Annotated in this window: 14 protein-coding genes, 1 tRNA gene and 1 pseudogene; 11 read left to right on the top strand and 5 right to left on the bottom strand. The window is 66.2% G+C overall.

The window, feature by feature from the left end; translation table 11 throughout:
- The first annotated feature begins 35 nt into the window (after positions 1–35).
- Both pedF and ACED67_RS20230 read left to right on the top strand, forming a co-directional pair.
- Positions 36–731, top strand: a complete 696-nt coding sequence (gene pedF, locus ACED67_RS20235) for a cytochrome c-550 PedF (protein WP_395543544.1) — start codon at positions 36–38, stop codon at positions 729–731.
- A 2-nt stretch (positions 732–733) separates the two neighbouring features.
- Entirely contained in the window at positions 734–1663 is a 930-nt protein-coding gene (locus tag ACED67_RS20230; RefSeq protein WP_395543543.1) for a substrate-binding periplasmic protein, read from the top strand.
- A 66-nt stretch (positions 1664–1729) separates the two neighbouring features.
- Here ACED67_RS20230 and ACED67_RS20225 read toward each other — a convergent pair whose 3' ends face one another.
- Together ACED67_RS20225 and ACED67_RS20220 are read right to left on the bottom strand one after the other, a co-directional pair.
- Positions 1730–2599, bottom strand: coding sequence for an FAD:protein FMN transferase (locus tag ACED67_RS20225; RefSeq protein WP_395543542.1), 870 nt, complete (start codon positions 2597–2599; stop codon positions 1730–1732).
- Complete coding sequence (locus ACED67_RS20220) at positions 2596–4692, bottom strand: 4Fe-4S binding protein (protein ID WP_395543608.1); 2097 nt, start codon at positions 4690–4692, stop codon at positions 2596–2598. Before ACED67_RS20220 ends, ACED67_RS20225 begins: the two co-directional genes overlap by 4 nt.
- A 92-nt stretch (positions 4693–4784) precedes the next feature.
- Between ACED67_RS20220 and ACED67_RS20215 the strand changes: the two genes are divergently transcribed.
- From ACED67_RS20215 to ACED67_RS20180, 9 genes and pseudogenes are all read left to right on the top strand, one after another.
- On the top strand, positions 4785–5591 hold the full coding sequence (locus ACED67_RS20215) for an ABC transporter permease (protein WP_395543541.1): 807 nt from the start codon (positions 4785–4787) through the stop codon (positions 5589–5591).
- Between the two features lie 97 nt (positions 5592–5688).
- Positions 5689–6288: a twin-arginine translocation signal domain-containing protein gene (locus ACED67_RS21675; protein ID WP_508436225.1), complete on the top strand. Its 600-nt coding sequence runs from the start codon at positions 5689–5691 to the stop codon at positions 6286–6288.
- 12 nt (positions 6289–6300) lie between these two features.
- A pseudogene (gene fdnG / locus ACED67_RS20210) lies at positions 6301–8772 on the top strand (formate dehydrogenase-N subunit alpha); the annotation flags it as partial.
- Positions 8769–9782, top strand: coding sequence for a formate dehydrogenase subunit beta (gene fdxH / locus ACED67_RS20205; RefSeq protein ID WP_395543539.1), 1014 nt, complete (start codon positions 8769–8771; stop codon positions 9780–9782). The pseudogene fdnG and the gene fdxH, both read left to right, overlap by 4 nt.
- Positions 9779–10462 carry a formate dehydrogenase subunit gamma gene (locus ACED67_RS20200; RefSeq protein WP_395543538.1) on the top strand — a complete coding sequence of 228 codons (684 nt, stop codon included), beginning with the start codon at positions 9779–9781 and terminating at the stop codon, positions 10460–10462. The genes fdxH and ACED67_RS20200 overlap by 4 nt, the downstream gene beginning before the upstream one ends.
- Before the next feature lie 60 nt (positions 10463–10522).
- Entirely contained in the window at positions 10523–11395 is an 873-nt protein-coding gene (gene fdhE, locus ACED67_RS20195) for a formate dehydrogenase accessory protein FdhE (protein WP_395543537.1), read from the top strand.
- A complete protein-coding gene (selA, locus tag ACED67_RS20190) occupies positions 11395–12771 on the top strand; it encodes an L-seryl-tRNA(Sec) selenium transferase (RefSeq protein ID WP_395543536.1) in 1377 nt (458 codons plus the stop codon). Before fdhE ends, selA begins: the two co-directional genes overlap by 1 nt.
- The gene (gene selB / locus ACED67_RS20185) at positions 12768–14672 is read left to right on the top strand and encodes a selenocysteine-specific translation elongation factor (RefSeq protein WP_395543535.1); all 1905 of its coding nucleotides are present in this window, start codon (positions 12768–12770) and stop codon (positions 14670–14672) included. The genes selA and selB overlap by 4 nt, the downstream gene beginning before the upstream one ends.
- A 17-nt stretch (positions 14673–14689) precedes the next feature.
- Positions 14690–14785 (top strand) — tRNA-Sec (locus ACED67_RS20180).
- Positions 14786–14854: 69 nt separating this feature from the next.
- Here ACED67_RS20180 and gluQRS read toward each other — a convergent pair.
- The 3 genes from gluQRS to ACED67_RS20165 form a co-directional block, all read right to left on the bottom strand.
- Positions 14855–15751, bottom strand: coding sequence for a tRNA glutamyl-Q(34) synthetase GluQRS (gene gluQRS / locus ACED67_RS20175; protein ID WP_395543534.1), 897 nt, complete (start codon positions 15749–15751; stop codon positions 14855–14857).
- On the bottom strand, positions 15739–17064 hold the full coding sequence (gene trmFO, locus ACED67_RS20170) for a methylenetetrahydrofolate--tRNA-(uracil(54)-C(5))-methyltransferase (FADH(2)-oxidizing) TrmFO (RefSeq protein ID WP_395543533.1): 1326 nt from the start codon (positions 17062–17064) through the stop codon (positions 15739–15741). The genes gluQRS and trmFO overlap by 13 nt, the downstream gene beginning before the upstream one ends.
- Before the next feature lie 105 nt (positions 17065–17169).
- Complete coding sequence (locus ACED67_RS20165; protein WP_395543532.1) at positions 17170–17520, bottom strand: DUF6614 family protein; 351 nt, start codon at positions 17518–17520, stop codon at positions 17170–17172.
- Positions 17521–17558 lie beyond the last annotated feature (38 nt).

Genomic DNA, 17558 nt, shown 5'->3' with positions numbered 1-17558 from the left:
AGCCCCTAGAGCAAGGCTCTGATGGAGGACAGACCATGACCGACAAGACCCGCCGCCTTGCGGCCCGCCCGCTGTTTGCCGGCCTGGCCCTTTCGGCCCTTGCCACGATGGCACTGGCCCATGGCGATGTTGCGCCGCAGCCCGTCAACACCGATGCCCTGCCCGAAGTGGGCGAGGAATGGCTGGGGCTGAACCCCTATCGCGCCGATACGGCGGGGGACGAGGTCTGGGCCAAGGCGGTCGAGATCGGCGACTCGGGCTACAACCAGAATTGCGCCCGCTGCCACGGGCTGGGGGTCGTGTCGGGCGGCCTCGCGCCGGATCTGCGCTTCCTTGAGGCGTCGGATTATGGCGACGAATGGTTCGTCGAGCGTTTTCAGCACGGCTATACTCAGGATGGCACGACCAAGATGCCGGCCTTCGGCGAAGTGCTGGGCCAGAAGGCAGGCTGGGCGATCCGCACCTATATCGAGACGCGGCCCGAGGACGGCGCGCTGGATGCCTTCGCCTCCCGTCTGGGCGAGATCCGCGACACCCTGCATGGCGGCTCGGGTGATCAGGCGGCACTGAAGACCGAACTTCTCGACATTGCCGCGCAGGTCAAGACCGCCTCCGGCGCGCCAGTGGCCGACAGCGCGGCGCGGCGGGCGGCCCTTCTGCTGGACGGGTCGGCCGAAGGCGCCAAACATGCGGCCGATGCGCTGACGGTCGGCCTCTCGGCGGCGCATTGATCATGCGCCGCAGGGCGCTGATCGCGGCACTGGCGCTGGCGGCGGGGGTCTTCCCCGCCGCATCGGCCCTTGCGCGCTGCGAAGGTGTGGCGCCTGAACAGCGCCCGCAGAACACGCCGCGCGAATTCGTTGGCGAGACGCTGGACGATATCGTCGCGCGCGGAACGCTGACCGTGGCCGTCTATGCCGATTTTCCGCCCTATAGCTGGCTGGAGGGCGATACGCCCAAGGGCGTCGACATCGAGATCGGGCGTATCCTCGCCGAAAGTCTGGGCGTGCAGCCCGAGTTTCGCTTCACCGATGCGGGCGAGACGATGGACACTGATCTCATGGTCAACATCTGGCGCGGCGGCGTGTTGAAAGAGCCGGTCTCGAATGTGATGCTGCGCGTGCCCTATGACCCGGACTATGCCTGCAAGATCGATCAGGTGGTTTTCACGGGTCAATATGCGATGGAAGAAATGGCGATCGCCTATCGGCTGGACGCCTATCCCGACGCCGTGCCGAAAGGCGAGGGCCGCGACGAGGGCGCGCCGGTCCCAGCCTTTTTCCGCTACGACACCGTGGCGGTCGAGAATGATTCCATCTCGGATTTCTACCTGACCTCTTTCCCGGGTGGCGATATCGGCGGCAATGTCCATCGCTTTCCGACCATGGCTGCGGGGATGGCCGCCCTGGCGAATGGCGAGACCATGGCCGCGATGGGGCCGCTGGCGCAGTTGGAATATGGTGCGGGCTCGGGGGTGCGCGTGCACCGTCCGCCGCTGCCGGGCTTTGCCAAGGGCAAGTGGACGCTGGGCCTCGCCGTGCATACCAGCCACCGCGACCTCGCCTATGCGCTGGACGATGCCATCACGGCGGCGTTGGTCGATGGGCGCATCGCCAAGGCCTATGCCGATTACGGGCTGACCTTCCTGCCGCCGGAACGCTGAGCCTATCCTGGCGGCCTGCGCGCGCGCCGGACTGGCAAGGCGCCACGGGCCTCGACGCGCCATCGGTCACACGGTCTGCAGATCGCCCGACTGATCCACGAGCACGACGGGCCCCATCTGAGGCACCGCCTTGCGCAGCGCCGCAATCTCGGCGGGCGGCGCAAAGACCAGTGCTGTCGACAGACCATCGGCCAGGGCCGCGCTATCGGCCTCGACCGCGACGGTCGACCAGAGCGGCGGCAGGCCACGCGGATGCAGGATATGCGGCATGCCCGCCACCAGCGTGGCGCGCGGCGAGCTGGTCGCCAGCGCCCGCCCGCCGCGCAGGCTTCGGCTTGCCAGAAGCCCGGCCTCCGGGTCCGCGATGCCGATGTGGAACGGCCCGCCCAGGGCGGCCTGCTCTCCCATATCCACCAGCGCCCGCGTGAAGCCGCGCCGCGCCAGCCAGCCGCGCACCAGATCGGCGGCGAAGCCCTGGGCCATGCCGTTCAGCGTCAGCGCCTGACCCTTGTCCAGCGTGACCGTTTCGCCCAGCCGCACGCGGCCCCAGCCGATTGCCCTGCGGGCCGACGCTAGGTCGCCGCCCCCCGCCAGCGCCCGCCACAGGGGCTGCACCGTCGGATCGAAGGCCCCGCCGGTCAGCCCGTGCAGCCGGTCGCACAGGGCCAGCGCCTGCGCCATCCAATCCGAAACGCGTCCCGCGCCTTTGGCATTCAGCTGCACCAGCTCGGACGGGCGATAGAGGCTGAACACCGCCTCGATCCGATCGAGCAGCGCGGGTAGGTCGATCAACGCCACCTCTGCGCCGGGGCCCTCGAGCGTGACCGAAACATCGGCGCCCAGCGCGATGCCCTGCCAATTTGCGGCCCGAGCGCTGCGGGGCAGCAGGGCCGCGGCAGCGCAGATGGTCAGGAAGCGGCGTCGGGGCAGCGTCATGCGAGCACCTCTTTTCCAGCCACGGCCGGAATGCGCAGCGGCCGCCCCTTCGCGGCCAGCACAAGCGGCACGCATTGCTTCGGATCATCATGGATCGTCACGCAGTCAAGGCACTGGAAACACTCGTCATACTGGATCTTGCCATTGGGCCGGATCGCCGCGTAGGCGCATTTCACCCGGCAAAGCTGGCAGGGCGTGCCGCATTCCTTGCGGCGCGCGATCCAGTCACGGAGGCGCAGCCGCCCGCCAATCGCCATGAACGCGCCCAGCGGGCAGAGGTAGCGGCAATAGCTCTTGAAGGTCACCATCCCGAGCGCCAGCCACAGCACGGCATAAAGAGTGAACCCCCATTCGCGCTGGAAACCCGTGGTGATGGCCGTCTTGAACGGCTCCACCTCCACCGCGGTTTCCACCTGTCCCGGCGCTGCGAAAACCGTCGCCACCAATGCCGCCAGCACCCCGTATTTCACCAGCACCAGCCGCCGGTTCCAGCGCTCGGGCAGTTCCCATTCCGGCAGGCGCAGCAGGCGGCCCAGCCGGAAGGCCAGTTCCTGCAAGGCGCCGTAGGGGCACAGCCAGCCGCAAAAGAAGCCGCGGCCCCAGATCAGGAAACCGATCCCGGCGGCGGTCCAGACAAGCAGCGAGAAGGCGTCGAACAGCAGAAAGACCAGCCCACCGCCCTGCATCACCGCCCGCAGCGTGGCGAGGGGCGTCACGATGGACAATTGGCCCTGACCCCAGAAACCGACAAACGCCGTCATCGCGACCAGGATGCCCAGCCGGAACGATTTGAACCCTTTCAGCCCGGCAAATCGTGTCATCCCCGGCCCAAGCAGAAAGCCTAGAGCCAGCAGTGCGACCGCCAGCACCGCCAGATCCGGCGCCCGCGCCCGCAGCGCCTCAAGCCAGGGCGGCAGCGGCTGCAAGACCTCGGGGCGGGTGAAGAAGCGCCGGGGGCTTTGATGATCCAGCGTGAAGACGGCCGAGCCGATTTCGGGCTGGAACATGCCATGGCTGCGCAGGGCCGTCACGTCCAGCACCCAGGGTCGGGTCGGATCGAAGCCTAGCCGCCGATCGGTGCGGAGGATCATCGCCGTGCCCTCGGGCACGTCGGGCAGGGTCTGGAACAGAAGGTCCGCGTCCCGCAAAGCGACGGGCAACCCGTCCTGCGTCGCGCCAAGCAGATCGGGCGCGGTGTTGCGGACGAAATCGGGCGTGACAAGACCATGCCGGCCGGCATCGATCACCAGAAACGGCTCGTCATCGGGTGAGACGGCAAGGAAGCGGTTCAGATCCTTCAGCGATTCCGCATCCAGCACGGCGCGGGCAATCGCGGGCGGGCCGATGTCGATCAGCCACAGGTCCAGGAATATCCCGTCAGGATCATCTGCCGCCGCCGGGTCGTCCTGCGCCCAGACTGTGCCCTTGAACGCCGCATCAAGCTGCGCATTCGTCACCACCAGATGCCCGACAATGCCCTGATCGACCAGCGCCTGCCAGTCCAGCGCCTCGTCCACCGCCGGATCGGGCCGCGCGGGCGGCCCGGCGCTGACGCCCGCCATCTTCTCGCGTGCCACCGCCAGCGCGGCGGCCAGAATCGATTCATGCGCGATACGGACCGACGCCGTCGCCTTGGTCACGCCGTCGAGATAGGTGATCCCGTTGCCTTCGGCTCCCGACCCATAGGGCACACCCACGACCAGGGGCGCATGGATCGACAATCCGCGATACTGCTCAAGGAACTTGCGCAAGGGCGCTTCGCCGAGGCCAGAAACGAAGATCGGCTCGTTATTCGTGACCAGCTGGACATCGATGAATCGCCCCTCGAGATCGAGCAGCACCAGCATGTCGATCGGCGCGCCCGAAAAGCCGGGCAGCGGGGCCAGAGGCTCGGTCTCGAAGACGTAGCCAACGACATCGCGGCCGGAATTCAGCAGGCTGTAGACGCCCTTGTCATTCACCGGCTCGCCCAGGGCATAGGGCGGTAGGATGCGGGCTGAAAGCGCATCCGGCGACAGCGGTTCGGCAACCGCCGACAGGGCAAGGGCGACAAGGCTGCATAGCGCAGCAAGGATCGGAAAAAGGCAGCGCATCATGCCCGCGAGCCTAGGCCTGCGCCTGCCTTCGTGACATGAGACCAAAGTCTTGACCCTTGGCCGCGGGCCAGCCGCTATCATTCCGCAGCATGACACCCGCGCCGAAAACCGCATCCTTCCCCGGCGCCTCCGCCCGCGCCGCGCTGACCTATACGCTGTCGCTTCTGGGCTTTGTCGCCTTCTGGTGGGCGCTTTCGGCCCTGCGGGCCGACCCGCGCGTCCTGCCCGCCCCGCCCGAGGTTCTTGCGGTGCTGGCAGACGAGGCCCGATCCGGCCGTCTCTGTCACCATATTTCGGCGACCCTGCTGCGCGTGGTCGCGGCCTTTGCCCTCGCCATGGTTGCGGGCACGGTGCTGGGCCTGTGGCTTGGCCGCAGCCCGCGCGCCGACCGCTGGCTTGACCCCTGGGTGACCATCTTCCTGAACCTGCCTGCGCTGGTGGTGATCGTGCTGTGCTATCTCTGGATCGGTCTGAACGAGACCGCCGCCATCACTGCCGTCGCCATCAACAAGACCGCTCTTGTCCTGGTGACCATGCGCGAGGGGGCCCGCGCCCTGAACCCGGGTCTCACCGATATGGCACAGGTCTTCGCCATGCCGCCCACCGCCCGCTTGCGCCATGTCATTCTGCCGCAACTGGCGCCCTTCCTAGCCGCCAGCGCCCGCACCGGCCTCGCGATCATCTGGAAGCTGGTGCTGGTGGTCGAATTCCTTGGCCGCTCGTCGGGCGTCGGCTTCCAGATCCACATGCGCTTCCAACTGTTCGAGATCGCGGGCGTCCTGGCCTATGCGCTGGCTTTCGTCGCCGTCATGCTGGCGATCGAGCTGTGTCTCCTGCGTCCGATGACCCGTGCGGCGGCCGCCTGGCGTGAGCGGCAGGATGGCGGTCCGGCCTGATCACATCTGGCCGACCGGCGTGGCGAAATTCTTGACAGGAGGGCGGCTTGGGTCGAGCATCCTTGTCAATAAGCCACGTAAATGCAGGGAGGTTCCGATGAACATCGACCTTTCGCGGCGCAGCTTCTTGAAGCTTGCGGGTGCGGGGGGGGCGGCAACGTCGCTGGGGGCGCTGGGCTTTGCCCAGGCCGAAGCGGCAGAGGCGGCGCATGTGCGCGGCTTCAAACTCGCCACCATGACCGAGACCCGGAACATCTGCACCTATTGCTCGGTCGCCTGCGGGATCATCCTCTATTCCAAGGGCGATCTGAAAGCGGGCGAGAAGGCGGAACTGGTGCATGTGGAAGGCGATGCCGACCACCCCACCAACCGTGGCACGCTGTGCCCGAAGGGCGCCGCGATCAAGGATTTCGCTTTGTCGCCCACCCGCGCCACCAAGCCGCGCTACCGGGCGCCGGGCGGGACGGAATGGCAGGACATCACCTGGGACCAGGCTTTCGACAAGATCGCCCGCGCCATCAAGGATGACCGCGACGCGAACCTGATCGAGACCAACGATCAGGGCCAGAAGGTCAACCGCTGGAAGACCATGGGTTTCCTCGCGGCCTCCGGCACCACCAACGAGACCGCCTGGCTGACCTACAAGGCCGTGCGCGCGCTGGGTACGGTCGGCTTTGACAACCAGGCACGTGTCTGACACGGCCCGACGGTAGCCAGTCTGGCTCCGACGTTTGGCCGTGGCGCAATGACCAACGCCTGGACCGATATCAAGAACACCGATCTTGCCCTTGTCATGGGCGGCAATGCTGCCGAAGCGCATCCCTGCGGTTTCAAATGGGTGACCGAGGCCAAGGCCAAACGCGGTGCCAGGCTGATCGTGGTGGACCCTCGTTTCACCCGCACCGCTTCGGTCGCGGACTATTACGCCCCGATCCGCCCGGGCAGCGACATCGCCTTTTTGATGGGGGTGATCCGCTACTGCATCGAGAACGATAAGGTGCAGTGGGACTATGTCAAAAACTATACCAACGCCTCCTTCCTGGTGCGCGCGGGCTTTGGCTGGTCGGAGGGTCTGTTCAACGGTTATGACGCCGAGAAGCGCGTTTTCGACACGACCGACTGGGACTATCAGATGGGCGAGGACGGCTTTGCGCTGACCGATCCCACGCTGACCGATCCGCGCTGCGTCTGGAACCTGCTCAAGGCCCATGTCGATGTCTATACGCCCGACTTCGTCGCGGCGAATTGCGGCACGCCCAAGGACCGCTATCTGAAGATCTGCGAGATGATCGCGGAATGCTCGGCGCCGAACAAGGTCATGACCTCGATGTATGCCCTTGGCTGGACGCAGCATTCCAAGGGCGCGCAGAATATTCGCGGCATGGCGATGCTTCAGCTGATCCTGGGCAATATCGGGATGCGCGGCGGCGGGGTGAATGCCTTGCGCGGGCATTCCAACATCCAGGGCCTGACCGACCTTGGCCTGATGTCGAACCTGATCCCCGGCTATCTGAACATCCCGGTGGACAAGGAAACCGACTTCGAGACCTACATGTCGACGCGCGGGAACAAGCCCCTGCGCCCGAACCAGACCAGCTATTGGCAGAACTATCGCAAGTTCATGGTCTCTTTCCTCAAGGCCATGTGGGGCGACGCGGCGAAGGCTGAAAACGGCTGGGCCTATGACTACCTGCCCAAGCTGGACGTGCCGTCCTACGACATCCTGCGCATGTTCGACATGATGTCGAAAGGCGAGGTCAATCTCTACTTCTGCCAGGGCTTCAACCCGCTGCTCAGCTTTCCCAACCGCGCCAAGCTGACCGCCGCCCTGTCGAAGCTGAAGCTTCTGGTGGTCATGGACCCGCTTCAGACCGAGACGGCGCATTTCTGGGAAGATCACGGCATCTACAACAAGGTCGACCCCGCCGCGATCCAGACCGAAGTGCTAGAGCTGCCCACGACCTGCTTTGCCGAGGATGAGGGGGCCCTGGTGAATTCGGGGCGCTGGCTGCAATGGCACTGGGCGGGCGCAACGCCGCCGGGCGATGCCCGCAAGGACACCTGGATCATGTCCAACATCTTCCAGAGGGTGAAGAAGCTGTATCAGGACGAGGGTGGCAAGTTCCCCGATCCGATCCTGAATCTGACTTGGGATTATGCTGATCCCCTGGAACCCACCGCTGCGGAACTGGCGCGCGAGATGAACGGCCGCGCCCTGACCACGGTGATGGACCCGAAAGACCCGACCAAGGTCGTGGTCGAGGCGGGCAAGCAGGTGAAGAACTTCAGCCAGTTGCAGGACGATGGCAGCACGATGTGCGGCTGCTGGATCTTCTCGGGCTGCTGGAACGAGGACGGCAACATGATGGCGCGGCGGGACAATACCGATCCCGACGAGGCCGGCATGTATCTGAACTGGGCCTTCGCCTGGCCGCTGAACCGCCGCATCCTTTACAACCGCGCCTCGGCCGACCTGAACGGCAAGGCCTGGGATCCCGAGCGCAAGCTGATCGAATGGGATGGCGAGAAATGGGCCGGCTATGACGTGCCCGATATCGGCGTCACCTCGAAACCCGGCGACGTCATGCCCTTCATCATGACGAATGAGGGCGTCGGGCGGCTTTTCGCGCGCAAGGGCCTTAAGGACGGGCCTTTCCCCAGCCATATGGAGCCCTTCGAAAGCCCGATCGCCAATGCGCTGAACCCGGACCTGCGCGGCAACCCCGTCGCCCGGGTCTTCCCCGACGATCTGGCCCAGATGGCGACCAGCGACGAGTTTCCGCTGGTCGGCACCTCCTACCGGCTGACCGAACATTTCCACTTCTGGACCAAGCACAACCCGGTCAACGCCGCGTTGCAGCCCGAGTTTTTTGTGGAAATCTCGGAGGAGCTGGCGGCTGAAAAGGGCATCACCCGCGGCGGCATGGTCCGGATCTGGTCCAAGCGCGGCGAGATTTGGGGCAAGGCGGTGGTCACAAAGCGGATCAAGCCCCTGATCTGTGGCGACAAGACCGTCCATGTCGTGGGGATGCCGATCCATTGGGGTTTCATGGGCGCGGCAAAAAAGGGCTTCGGTCCCAATATGCTGACGCCCTATGTCGGCGACGCCAATATCGAGACGCCCGAGTTCAAGGCCTTCCTCGTCAACATCGAACCTGCCGACAAGGAGCCGATGGTATGACAACGCGCGCACCGGAACCCGTGACCGCGGCGGCCAACCCGCCCGTGCAGCCCATGGATGTGAACCTCTTGCCCTCGGATGTGGTGCGCGCCTCGGCCATGCCGAACCTCGCCCCGCCCGAGCGGCAGCTGACCAAGGTCGCCAAGCTGATCGACGTGTCGAAATGCATCGGCTGCAAGGCCTGCCAATCGGCCTGCGTCGAATGGAACGACACCCATCCGGCAGTGGGCGAGAATGTGGGGGTCTATGAAAACCCCCATGACCTTACCCCCGACATGTTCACGCTGATGCGCTTTACCGAATACGAGAATCCCGATACCGGGGATTTCGAATGGCTGATCCGCAAGGATGGCTGCATGCATTGCGAGGATCCGGGCTGTCTCAAGGCCTGCCCGGCGCCCGGCGCCATCGTGCAATATTCCAACGGCATCGTGGATTTCGTCCATGAGAACTGCATCGGCTGCGGCTATTGCGTGACCGGCTGCCCCTTCGACGTGCCCCGCGTGTCGAAGGTCGATCACAAAAGCTACAAATGCACGCTCTGTTCCGACCGCGTCGCGGTGGGGCAGGGGCCGGCCTGCGCCAAGGCCTGCCCGACCCAGGCCATCGTCTTCGGCACCAAGGACGACATGCTCGCCCATGCCGAGACCCGCGTGACCGACCTCAAGTCGCGCGGCTATGACAATGCCGGGATCTACGATCCGCAGGGCGTGGGCGGCACCCATGTGATCTATGTGCTGCATCATGCCGACAAGCCCTCGCTTTACGCCGACCTGCCCGACAATCCCGCGATCTCTCCGGTGGTCGAGGGGTGGAAGGGCCCGGCCAAGACCGTGGGCCTTGCCGCTGTGGGTCTGGCGGCGGCAGGCGCGATCCTGCATGGCCTCTTCGCCCGCGCGAACAAGGTGACCGTGACCGATGAAGCCGAGGCGGCGCATCTTGTGCAGGCCGAGACCGGCCAACCCGCCAGCCCGGCGCCGGTGCCAGGGCAAGGGGGGCCCGCCGCATGAGCCGCGAATATTCCGAAGCGGGCGATCACCTCGTCAGCCGCCAGCCGGTCATCCTGTCGCGCTACCGGTGGTTCACGCGGCTGAACCATTGGACCATTGCGATCACCACGATCCTGCTGATGCTCTCTGGCCTCGCCTTCTATTCGCCCGCGCTTTACGGACTGACGGCGCTGTTCGGCGGCGGGCAGAATGCGCGCTGGCTGCATCCTTTCCTGGGGCTGGTGCTGGCGGTGGGCTATCTGCTGATCTTCATCCAGCTTGTTCCTCGTAACCTGCCGCGCCGCGACGACGTGGTCTGGGTCAAGCATATCCGGGACGTGATGGACCAGAACGAGGAAAAGCTGCCCACCCTTGGCAAATACAATGCCGGGCAGAAATTCGTCTTCTGGGCCATGGGTCTGCTGATCCTGACGCTGCTCGGCACGGGCATCATGATCTGGCAGGAATATTTCCCGGATCTGGTGTCTATCCCCGACCGCCGCCTGGCCATGCTGGCCCATTCCGCCGCCGCGATCCTGATGCTTCTGGTCTTCATCCTGCATGTCTATGCGGCGATCTGGACGCGCGGCACCATCCGCGCCATGACGCGCGGCTCGGTCACTGGCGGCTGGGCCTTCCGGCACCATCGCAAATGGCTGCGCGAAGTGGCTGGACGGTCGCGGCGCGAGACGTCAAACTGAGATGCGTGACGGCATCGCCGGTCGCAGAACGCCGTGGCCGGTCGGCCCGGAAAGGAAGAGATGAGCCAGGGCGTCCAGCCTGACCCCAGCCTGATCGGCGGCGTGCCGGTGCCGCCCTTCGTGATCCTGCCCGATCCTGCCCGCGTCTTCGCGCTCCGCGAGGCGCGCTTCGCCTTTCTGGCGAGATCTGGCAACCTTGCCCCTTATCTCGCCTTTCTGGCTGCCTTGACCGGGCTGCAAGCGCGGCTTTGCTTCGAGCTGCCGCCTGTCAGGGCATCCGGTCACCTCGACCGCGCGCTGCTGGCGGCTGACCCAGCCTTGCACGCAACCCTGATCACGCTCTGCGCAGAAGCTGAAAGGCTCGACATGCCGGACAGCGCCAGGCAAGCGCTTCAAGCGGTGGCACTGGCAGATGCGCAGGACCGCGCTTGGCTTCTTTCCAATGTGCTGGACGATGCCATCCCCGCCGACGGCCCGGCCCCGCATCTTTTCGCGGCGCTGGCGGCGCAAGTGCACCTGACCCGCCTTGCCGCGACGCTGGACGCCAAGGCGCTGTCCCCCCGCGGCATTGGGCAGTGCCCGGCCTGTGGCGGCCGCCCCGCCACCTCGACTGTTACAGGCGCGCCGGGGATCGAGAATATCCGCTACGCCTGCTGCGCCCTCTGCGCGACGCAATGGAATGCGGTTCGCATCACCTGCCTGTGCTGCGGGCAGGGCGGCAAGATCTCCTATCGTTCGGCCGAGACCACCGAAGCCACGGTCAAGGCCGAATGCTGCGGCGACTGCAACTCCTGGGTCAAGATCCTCTATGCCAGCAAGAACCCGACGCTTGATCCCATCGCCGATGATGTCGGCAGCCTGGGTCTGGATCTGATGATGAGAGAGTCAGGTCTGATCCGCGGCGGCGCCAATCCCTTCCTCGTGGGCTATTGATGGACGGCTTTCGTGCCCTGCCTTCAGTCGACCAGCTTTTGACCGGGGCCGAGGGGCAGGCGCAGGTGGCCCAGCATGGCCGCGCGGTTGTCACCGCCGCCATTCGCGCGCGGCTTGACGCCGCCCGCACTGCGATCCGGCGGGGGGGCGACGGTGCGGCGCTGGCCGCCCTTCTGCCCGACCAGATCGAGGCCGACCTTGCCCGTCAGGCCCGGTCCGCGCTGCGCCCGGTGCTGAACCTGTCGGGCACGGTCCTGCACACCAACCTTGGCCGTGCCATCCTGCCCCCCGAAGCGATCGAAGCCGCCGCGCAGGCGATGGCCAATCCGCTGGCTCTGGAGTTCGACCTGGGCGGCGGATCACGGGGCCAGCGCGACGATCATCTGCGCGGGCTCTTGTGCGAGTTGACCGGGGCCGAGGATGCCACCCTCCTCAACAACAACGCGGCCGCCGTGCTGATCGCGCTCAATACATTCTCGCTCGGGCGCGAAACCGTGGTCTCGCGGGGAGAATTGATCGAGATCGGCGGCGCCTTCCGGTTGCCCGATATCATGGCCCGCGCCGGGGCGGTTCTGCGCGAGATCGGCACCACCAACCGCACCCATCCACGCGACTATCAGGATGCGTTGCGGTCGGAAACCGGGCTGATCCTCAAGGTCCATACCTCGAATTATCGGATTGAGGGCTTTACCGCCGAAGTACCCGCGCCGGATCTGGCGGCCATGGCCCGCGCCGCCGGATTGCCGTTGATGAACGATCTTGGCGCAGGCTCGCTGGTCGATCTGTCCGTCTACGGGCTGCGCCGCGAACCTACCGTCGCCGAGGCGGTGGCCGAAGGCGCCGATCTGGTGACGTTCTCGGGCGACAAGTTGCTGGGCGGGCCGCAGGCGGGTTTCATCGTCGGGCGCAAGGATCTGATTGCCCAGATCAACAGGAACCCGCTGAAGCGCGCCTTGCGGCTGGACAAGATCCGTATCGCGGCGCTGGAGGCGACCCTGCGGCTGTATCGCGATCCCGACCGGCTGGCCGAGCGTTTGCCCACGCTGCGCTACCTGTCGCGCCCTGAACCTGAGATCGCCGCCATGGCCGCCCGGCTGGCCCCGCAGGTCCAGGCCATTGTTGCCGCCTGGGACTATGCCTGTGCGCCCTGCGCCTGTGCGAGCCAGATCGGTTCGGGCGCGCTGCCGGTTGACACGATCCCTTCGGCGGGGCTGCGGCTGACGGGACGGGGCGGCGACGCGGCTGACAGGCTTTCGGTCCGGCTGCGCACCGCGCCCCGTCCGATCGTCGGCCATATCCGCGACGGCGCGCTGATCCTTGACCTGCGCTGCCTTTCGCGTGACGACGACCTTCTCTCTGCCTTGGCCCTGGCATGATCGTCGGCACGGCAGGCCATATCGACCATGGCAAGACCGCATTGGTAAAGGCGTTGACCGGCGTCGATGCCGACCGGCTGGCAGAAGAAAAGGCCCGAGGCATCACCATCGACCTTGGCTTTGCCTATGCCGATCTGGGCGGCGGGGCGGTGACGGGCTTCGTCGATGTGCCGGGGCATGAGCGGTTGGTGCACACGATGCTGGCGGGGGCGGGGGGCATCGATTTCGCCCTGCTGGTCGTCGCCGCCGATGACGGCGTGATGCCGCAAACCCGCGAACATCTGGCGATCCTGCATCTTCTGGGCCTCACGCGTGGCCTCGTCGCTCTGACCAAGGCGGATCTCGCCGATGCGGCGCGTCTTGGCCAGGTGAAGGCCGAGATTCGCGGCGCTCTGGGCGGTACCACCCTGGCCGGGGCCGAGATCCTGCCCGTCTCTGCGCTGACCGGGCAGGGCATCGACATGCTGCGCGCGCGCCTGATCGAAGCAGAGGCCGCCACTGCCGCCCGTGCCGCGCTTGGCCCCGCGCGGCTTTCGGTCGACCGCAGCTTCACCCTGACCGGCGCGGGCACGATTGTCACCGGCATGGCGCTGGCCGGTACCCTGCACCCCGGCGACAGCCTGATCGTCAGCCCCCAGGGCCTGCCCGTCCGGCTGCGCGGGCTGCACGCCCAGAACCGCAAGGCGGAAGCTGGCCATGCCGGGCAGCGCTGCGCGCTGAACCTGGCGGGCGATGGCGTGAACAAGGAGGCGATCCAGCGCGGCGACTGTCTTGTCGCCCCTGGTTTCCACGCCCCCGCCGATCGCATCGACGCCCGTCTCACCCTGCTTGCCACCGAAGGCAAACCCCTCACCGCCTGGTTCTCGGCCCGTCTGCATAGCCATGCCGCCGAGGCCGGGGTGCATGTCGTGCCCTTGCAAGACGCCATAGCCCCGGGCGAGACCGGCTTTGTCCAGCTTGTCCTCGACCGGCCGCTGGCAGCGCAGGTCGGCGACCGCTTCATCCTGCGCGATCCCTCGGCCAGCCGAACTATCGGCGGCGGGCTTTTTCTTGACCTGCGCGCCCCCGCCCGTCACCGCCGCAAACCGGAACGCCTGGCCGCGCTGACCGCCGCCCTTTCCGCCACGCCGGCCGAGGCGTTGCGCGGCCTTGCCGAGGCCGGGCCGGTCGATCTGGCGGCCTTCCTGCGCGACCGAGGGATCGATGCGGGGCAGGGGCCGGACCTCTTGCACGCGGCGGGCGCAGGCCAGATCGGTCCCCTTGCGCTGTCCCATGCGCGGTTTGACGACCTGCGCGCTCAGGCGCAGGCCCGGCTGGCGGCCTTCCATGACGAGAAGCCCGACCTTGTCGGCCTTGGCCGCGAACCCCTGCGCGTGTCGCTGAACCCGCGCCTGCCGCGCGATGCCTTCCTGCCCTTCCTACACAGCGAGGCGCTGGCCGGGCGGCTGGTGCTCGAAGGGTCTTTCCTGCGCCTGCCAAGCCATGAGGTGAAGCTGAACGAGGGGGACGAGGCGCTCTACGCCGCTCTCCTGCCCGGCCTTCAGGGCGAGGCCCGCTTTCGCCCGCCTCGCGTGCGCGACTTTGCCCATATGCTGCTATTGCCCGAAGCCGAGATCCGCCGGGTCATGCGCCTGTGCCAGCGGCTTGGCCGTATCGACCAGATTGGCCCTGATCATTATTTCCACCGCCCGGCCCTGGCCGAAATGCTGGCCATTCTTGCCGAGATCGAAGCGGCAAGCCGGGATGGCTGGATCACCGCCGCCGCTTTCCGCGACCGGGTGCAGAACGGCCGCAAGGTGGCGATCGAGATCCTCGAATATTTCGACCGGCTGGGCGTGACCTTGCGCCGTGGCGACCTGCGGCGCATAAATCCGCATCGTCGCGACCAGTTTGATGCCTGACCGCGGGTTCGGGACAGGGAAGGGAAGCGTCCCCGGTGGGGCGGCCGGACTTCAAATCCGGTTGGGGCAGTCAGGCTGTCCCGGGTGGGTTCGACTCCCATTCCCCTCCGCCAATAGGCAGTAGCATGGCCTGCGCAATGGCGCCCATGCTCCGGCAAGGGCCGGGCGCCGAAGGGGGCTGACTAAAGCCCGACCATGCGCCTAATATCTGCGGGCGTCGCCCCTTCGGCCCGGTATTTCGCCAAGGCCTGCGCATCGTCACGCTTGGCCAGCCGCTTTCCTAGATCGTCGCGGATCAGCCGGTGGTGGTGGTAGATTGGCGTTGGCAGGCCGAGCAGGCGCTGAAGCAGAACATGGATCGGCGTCGCCTCGAGCAGGTCTTCGCCACGGATGACATGGGTGATGCCCTGGGCCGCGTCGTCAATGACGACGGCAAGGTGATAGGAGGTGCCGAAGTCGCGGCGGGACAGAACGATGTCCCCGATCTTCTCTTCGAAGGCGTCGCGGTTGGTGAAGATGGTCCCGGCGTGCCCGGATCCGGTTTCGCTGAACCAGGGGCCCCAATCGGTGGCATCCGCACGAAGGATGGCAGGTTCGCAGCAGGCTGTGGCCCGGCCCATATCCAGCCGCAGGTGCATCTCGGCGGGACGGGGAAGCATCGAGCAGGGAAGGCCCTTGCAATGTTGCCCGCGACAAGTGCCGGGGTAGATCGGACCGTCCGGGCCCGGCAAGACACCCTCTTGCGGTGCCCCCAGCGCCAGCTCGATATCCCGGCGGCTGCAGGTGCACGGATAGAGCAAATCCCTGGCCCAGAGCTGATCGAGGGCCCTCGCATAGTTCGGCAGGCGTTCGGATTGCCGCATCGGCTTGGCATCCCAGGTCAGGCCCAGCCACGTCAGGTCCTCGATCAGTTGGGCTTCCCACGAGGACTTCGATCTCTGACGGTCGATATCCTCGATCCTCAACAGGAACTGCCCGCCTTCTGCCCGCGCCATGTCATGGGCGAGGATCGCCGAATAGGCATGGCCCAGATGCAGGGGGCCGGTGGGCGAAGGCGCGAAGCGGGTTACGAAAGCCATGCCGCGAAAGCCATTTTCGCGCGGTCGGTATAGGCCTTGTAGCGGTCCTTGCGACCCTTGCGACCGCCTTTGGCGTCGATCGGGGGAAAGAGGCCGAAATTGACGTTCATCGGCTGGAAGGTCTTGGCGTCGGCCCCGCCGGTGATGTGGGTGATCAGGGCGCCCATCGCGGTGTCGGGCGGCGGCGGCGGCACGACCCCGCCCCGCATTTCCGCAGCGGCCATGCGGCCCGCAAGAAGGCCCATCGCGGCGGATTCGACATAGCCCTCAACCCCGGTGATCTGGCCGGCGAAGCGGATGTTCGGGCGGCTGCGCAGGCGCATCTGTTCATCGAGCAATGTGGGCGAGTTGATGAACGTGTTGCGGTGAATGCCGCCCAGCCGGGCGAAACTGGCATTCTCCAACCCCGGAATCATCTTGAAAACAGCGGTTTGCGCGCCGTATTTCATCTTGGTCTGGAAGCCGACGATATTGTAGAGCGTGCCCAATTTGTTGTCGCGGCGCAGCTGCACCACGGCATAGGGTTTCACCGGGTTGTGCGGATTGGTCAGACCGACCGGCTTCATCGGGCCGAAGCGCAGCGTCTCGCGGCCACGTTCGGCCATGACCTCGATCGGCAGGCATCCGTCGAAATAGCCCGCCGTCTCGCCTTCGTGAAATTCGGTCTTTTCCGCTGCAAGGATCGCGTCGATGAAGGCCTCATACTGAGCCTTGTCCATCGGGCAGTTCATATAGGCGGTCTGTTCTTCCGCTGTCTCGCCCTTGTCATAGCGCGACTGCATCCAGGCGACCGACATGTCGACGCTTTCGGCGTAGACGATGGGCGCGATGGCGTCGAAAAAGGCCAGCGCCTCGGCCCCGGTGGCGGCGCGGATGCTCTCGGCCAGCCTGGCGCTGGTCAGCGGGCCGGTGGCGATGATCCAGTGGCCGGATGAGGGAAGTTCGGTAACTTCTTCATAAGACGTGGAAATCAGCGGATGGGATTTCAGGCGTTCCGTCACGGCGGCGGCAAAGGGATCGCGGTCCACCGCCAGCGCGCCGCCCGCAGGCAGGCGGTGCTGCGTCGCCATTTCCATGATCAACCCGCCCGCCGCCCGCATTTCCCAATGCAGAAGCCCGACGGCATTCCGTTCGTCGTCGTCCGAGCGGAAAGAGTTCGAGCAGACCATCTCGGCGAAATCGCCGGTGCGATGGGCGAAGGTGGCGACCTGCGGGCGCATTTCATGCAGGACCACGGGCACGCCGGCCTGCGCGGCCTGCCAGGCAGCCTCGGACCCAGCCATGCCGCCGCCGATGATGTGAAGGGGTTCCATGGCCGCGATTTACCCGGCGCGGGGACCCGTGGCAAGCGGGGCCAGGGGCTCTGCCCCTCGCGGCTCTGCCACTCACCCCGGGATATTTGGGAACAGAAGAAAGGGCTAGATCAGCGCGATGCGTTCGCGCTGCGATGGATCCGGATAGGGGCGATACAGGCCCATCTCGGCGCGGGCGATCATGCCATGCATCTGGTCATAGCGCCGCGTCGCCTCGTCATCGGCCATGGCCAGCGCCGAGAAGGCGGCGTCGAGCGTGGCGAGGCCGGGGATTTCGATTTCGACGAGGAAGTCGGTATGACCGCCGGAAGCGAGGCCGAACTTGCGGCGCAACAGCCGCCAGCCGGTGATCAGGCCCCTGGCCTGAAGATGGTCCATCCAGTGCTGCGTTGCCTGGGCGAAGGACAGGGCGCGCGCCTCGGGGCGAAGTTCGATCAGACAGTGGTAAAGGTTCATCGGCGGCGCCTTCGCGGGCAAGGATCGCCGCAAAGGAT

This window comes from Neotabrizicola paludis (assembly GCF_044142105.1).
Lineage (GTDB): Bacteria > Pseudomonadota > Alphaproteobacteria > Rhodobacterales > Rhodobacteraceae > Pseudogemmobacter.
Note: the sequence above shows the minus strand (reverse complement) of the source record. Positions and strands in the feature narration are given on the sequence as shown.

What these genes read in the sequence shown, in the direction of transcription:
- pedF (WP_395543544.1), top strand. Translation starts at nt 36, where the DNA reads ATGACCGACAAGACCCGCCGCCTTGCGGCCCGCCCGCTGTTTGCCGGC.
- ACED67_RS20230 (WP_395543543.1), top strand. Translation starts at nt 734, where the DNA reads ATGCGCCGCAGGGCGCTGATCGCGGCACTGGCGCTGGCGGCGGGGGTC.
- ACED67_RS20225 (WP_395543542.1), bottom strand. Translation starts at nt 2,599, where the DNA reads ATGACGCTGCCCCGACGCCGCTTCCTGACCATCTGCGCTGCCGCGGCC.
- ACED67_RS20220 (WP_395543608.1), bottom strand. Translation starts at nt 4,692, where the DNA reads ATGCGCTGCCTTTTTCCGATCCTTGCTGCGCTATGCAGCCTTGTCGCC.
- ACED67_RS20215 (WP_395543541.1), top strand. Translation starts at nt 4,785, where the DNA reads ATGACACCCGCGCCGAAAACCGCATCCTTCCCCGGCGCCTCCGCCCGC.
- ACED67_RS21675 (WP_508436225.1), top strand. Translation starts at nt 5,689, where the DNA reads ATGAACATCGACCTTTCGCGGCGCAGCTTCTTGAAGCTTGCGGGTGCG.
- fdxH (WP_395543539.1), top strand. Translation starts at nt 8,769, where the DNA reads ATGACAACGCGCGCACCGGAACCCGTGACCGCGGCGGCCAACCCGCCC.
- ACED67_RS20200 (WP_395543538.1), top strand. Translation starts at nt 9,779, where the DNA reads ATGAGCCGCGAATATTCCGAAGCGGGCGATCACCTCGTCAGCCGCCAG.
- fdhE (WP_395543537.1), top strand. Translation starts at nt 10,523, where the DNA reads ATGAGCCAGGGCGTCCAGCCTGACCCCAGCCTGATCGGCGGCGTGCCG.
- selA (WP_395543536.1), top strand. Translation starts at nt 11,395, where the DNA reads ATGGACGGCTTTCGTGCCCTGCCTTCAGTCGACCAGCTTTTGACCGGG.
- selB (WP_395543535.1), top strand. Translation starts at nt 12,768, where the DNA reads ATGATCGTCGGCACGGCAGGCCATATCGACCATGGCAAGACCGCATTG.
- gluQRS (WP_395543534.1), bottom strand. Translation starts at nt 15,751, where the DNA reads ATGGCTTTCGTAACCCGCTTCGCGCCTTCGCCCACCGGCCCCCTGCAT.
- trmFO (WP_395543533.1), bottom strand. Translation starts at nt 17,064, where the DNA reads ATGGAACCCCTTCACATCATCGGCGGCGGCATGGCTGGGTCCGAGGCT.
- ACED67_RS20165 (WP_395543532.1), bottom strand. Translation starts at nt 17,520, where the DNA reads ATGAACCTTTACCACTGTCTGATCGAACTTCGCCCCGAGGCGCGCGCC.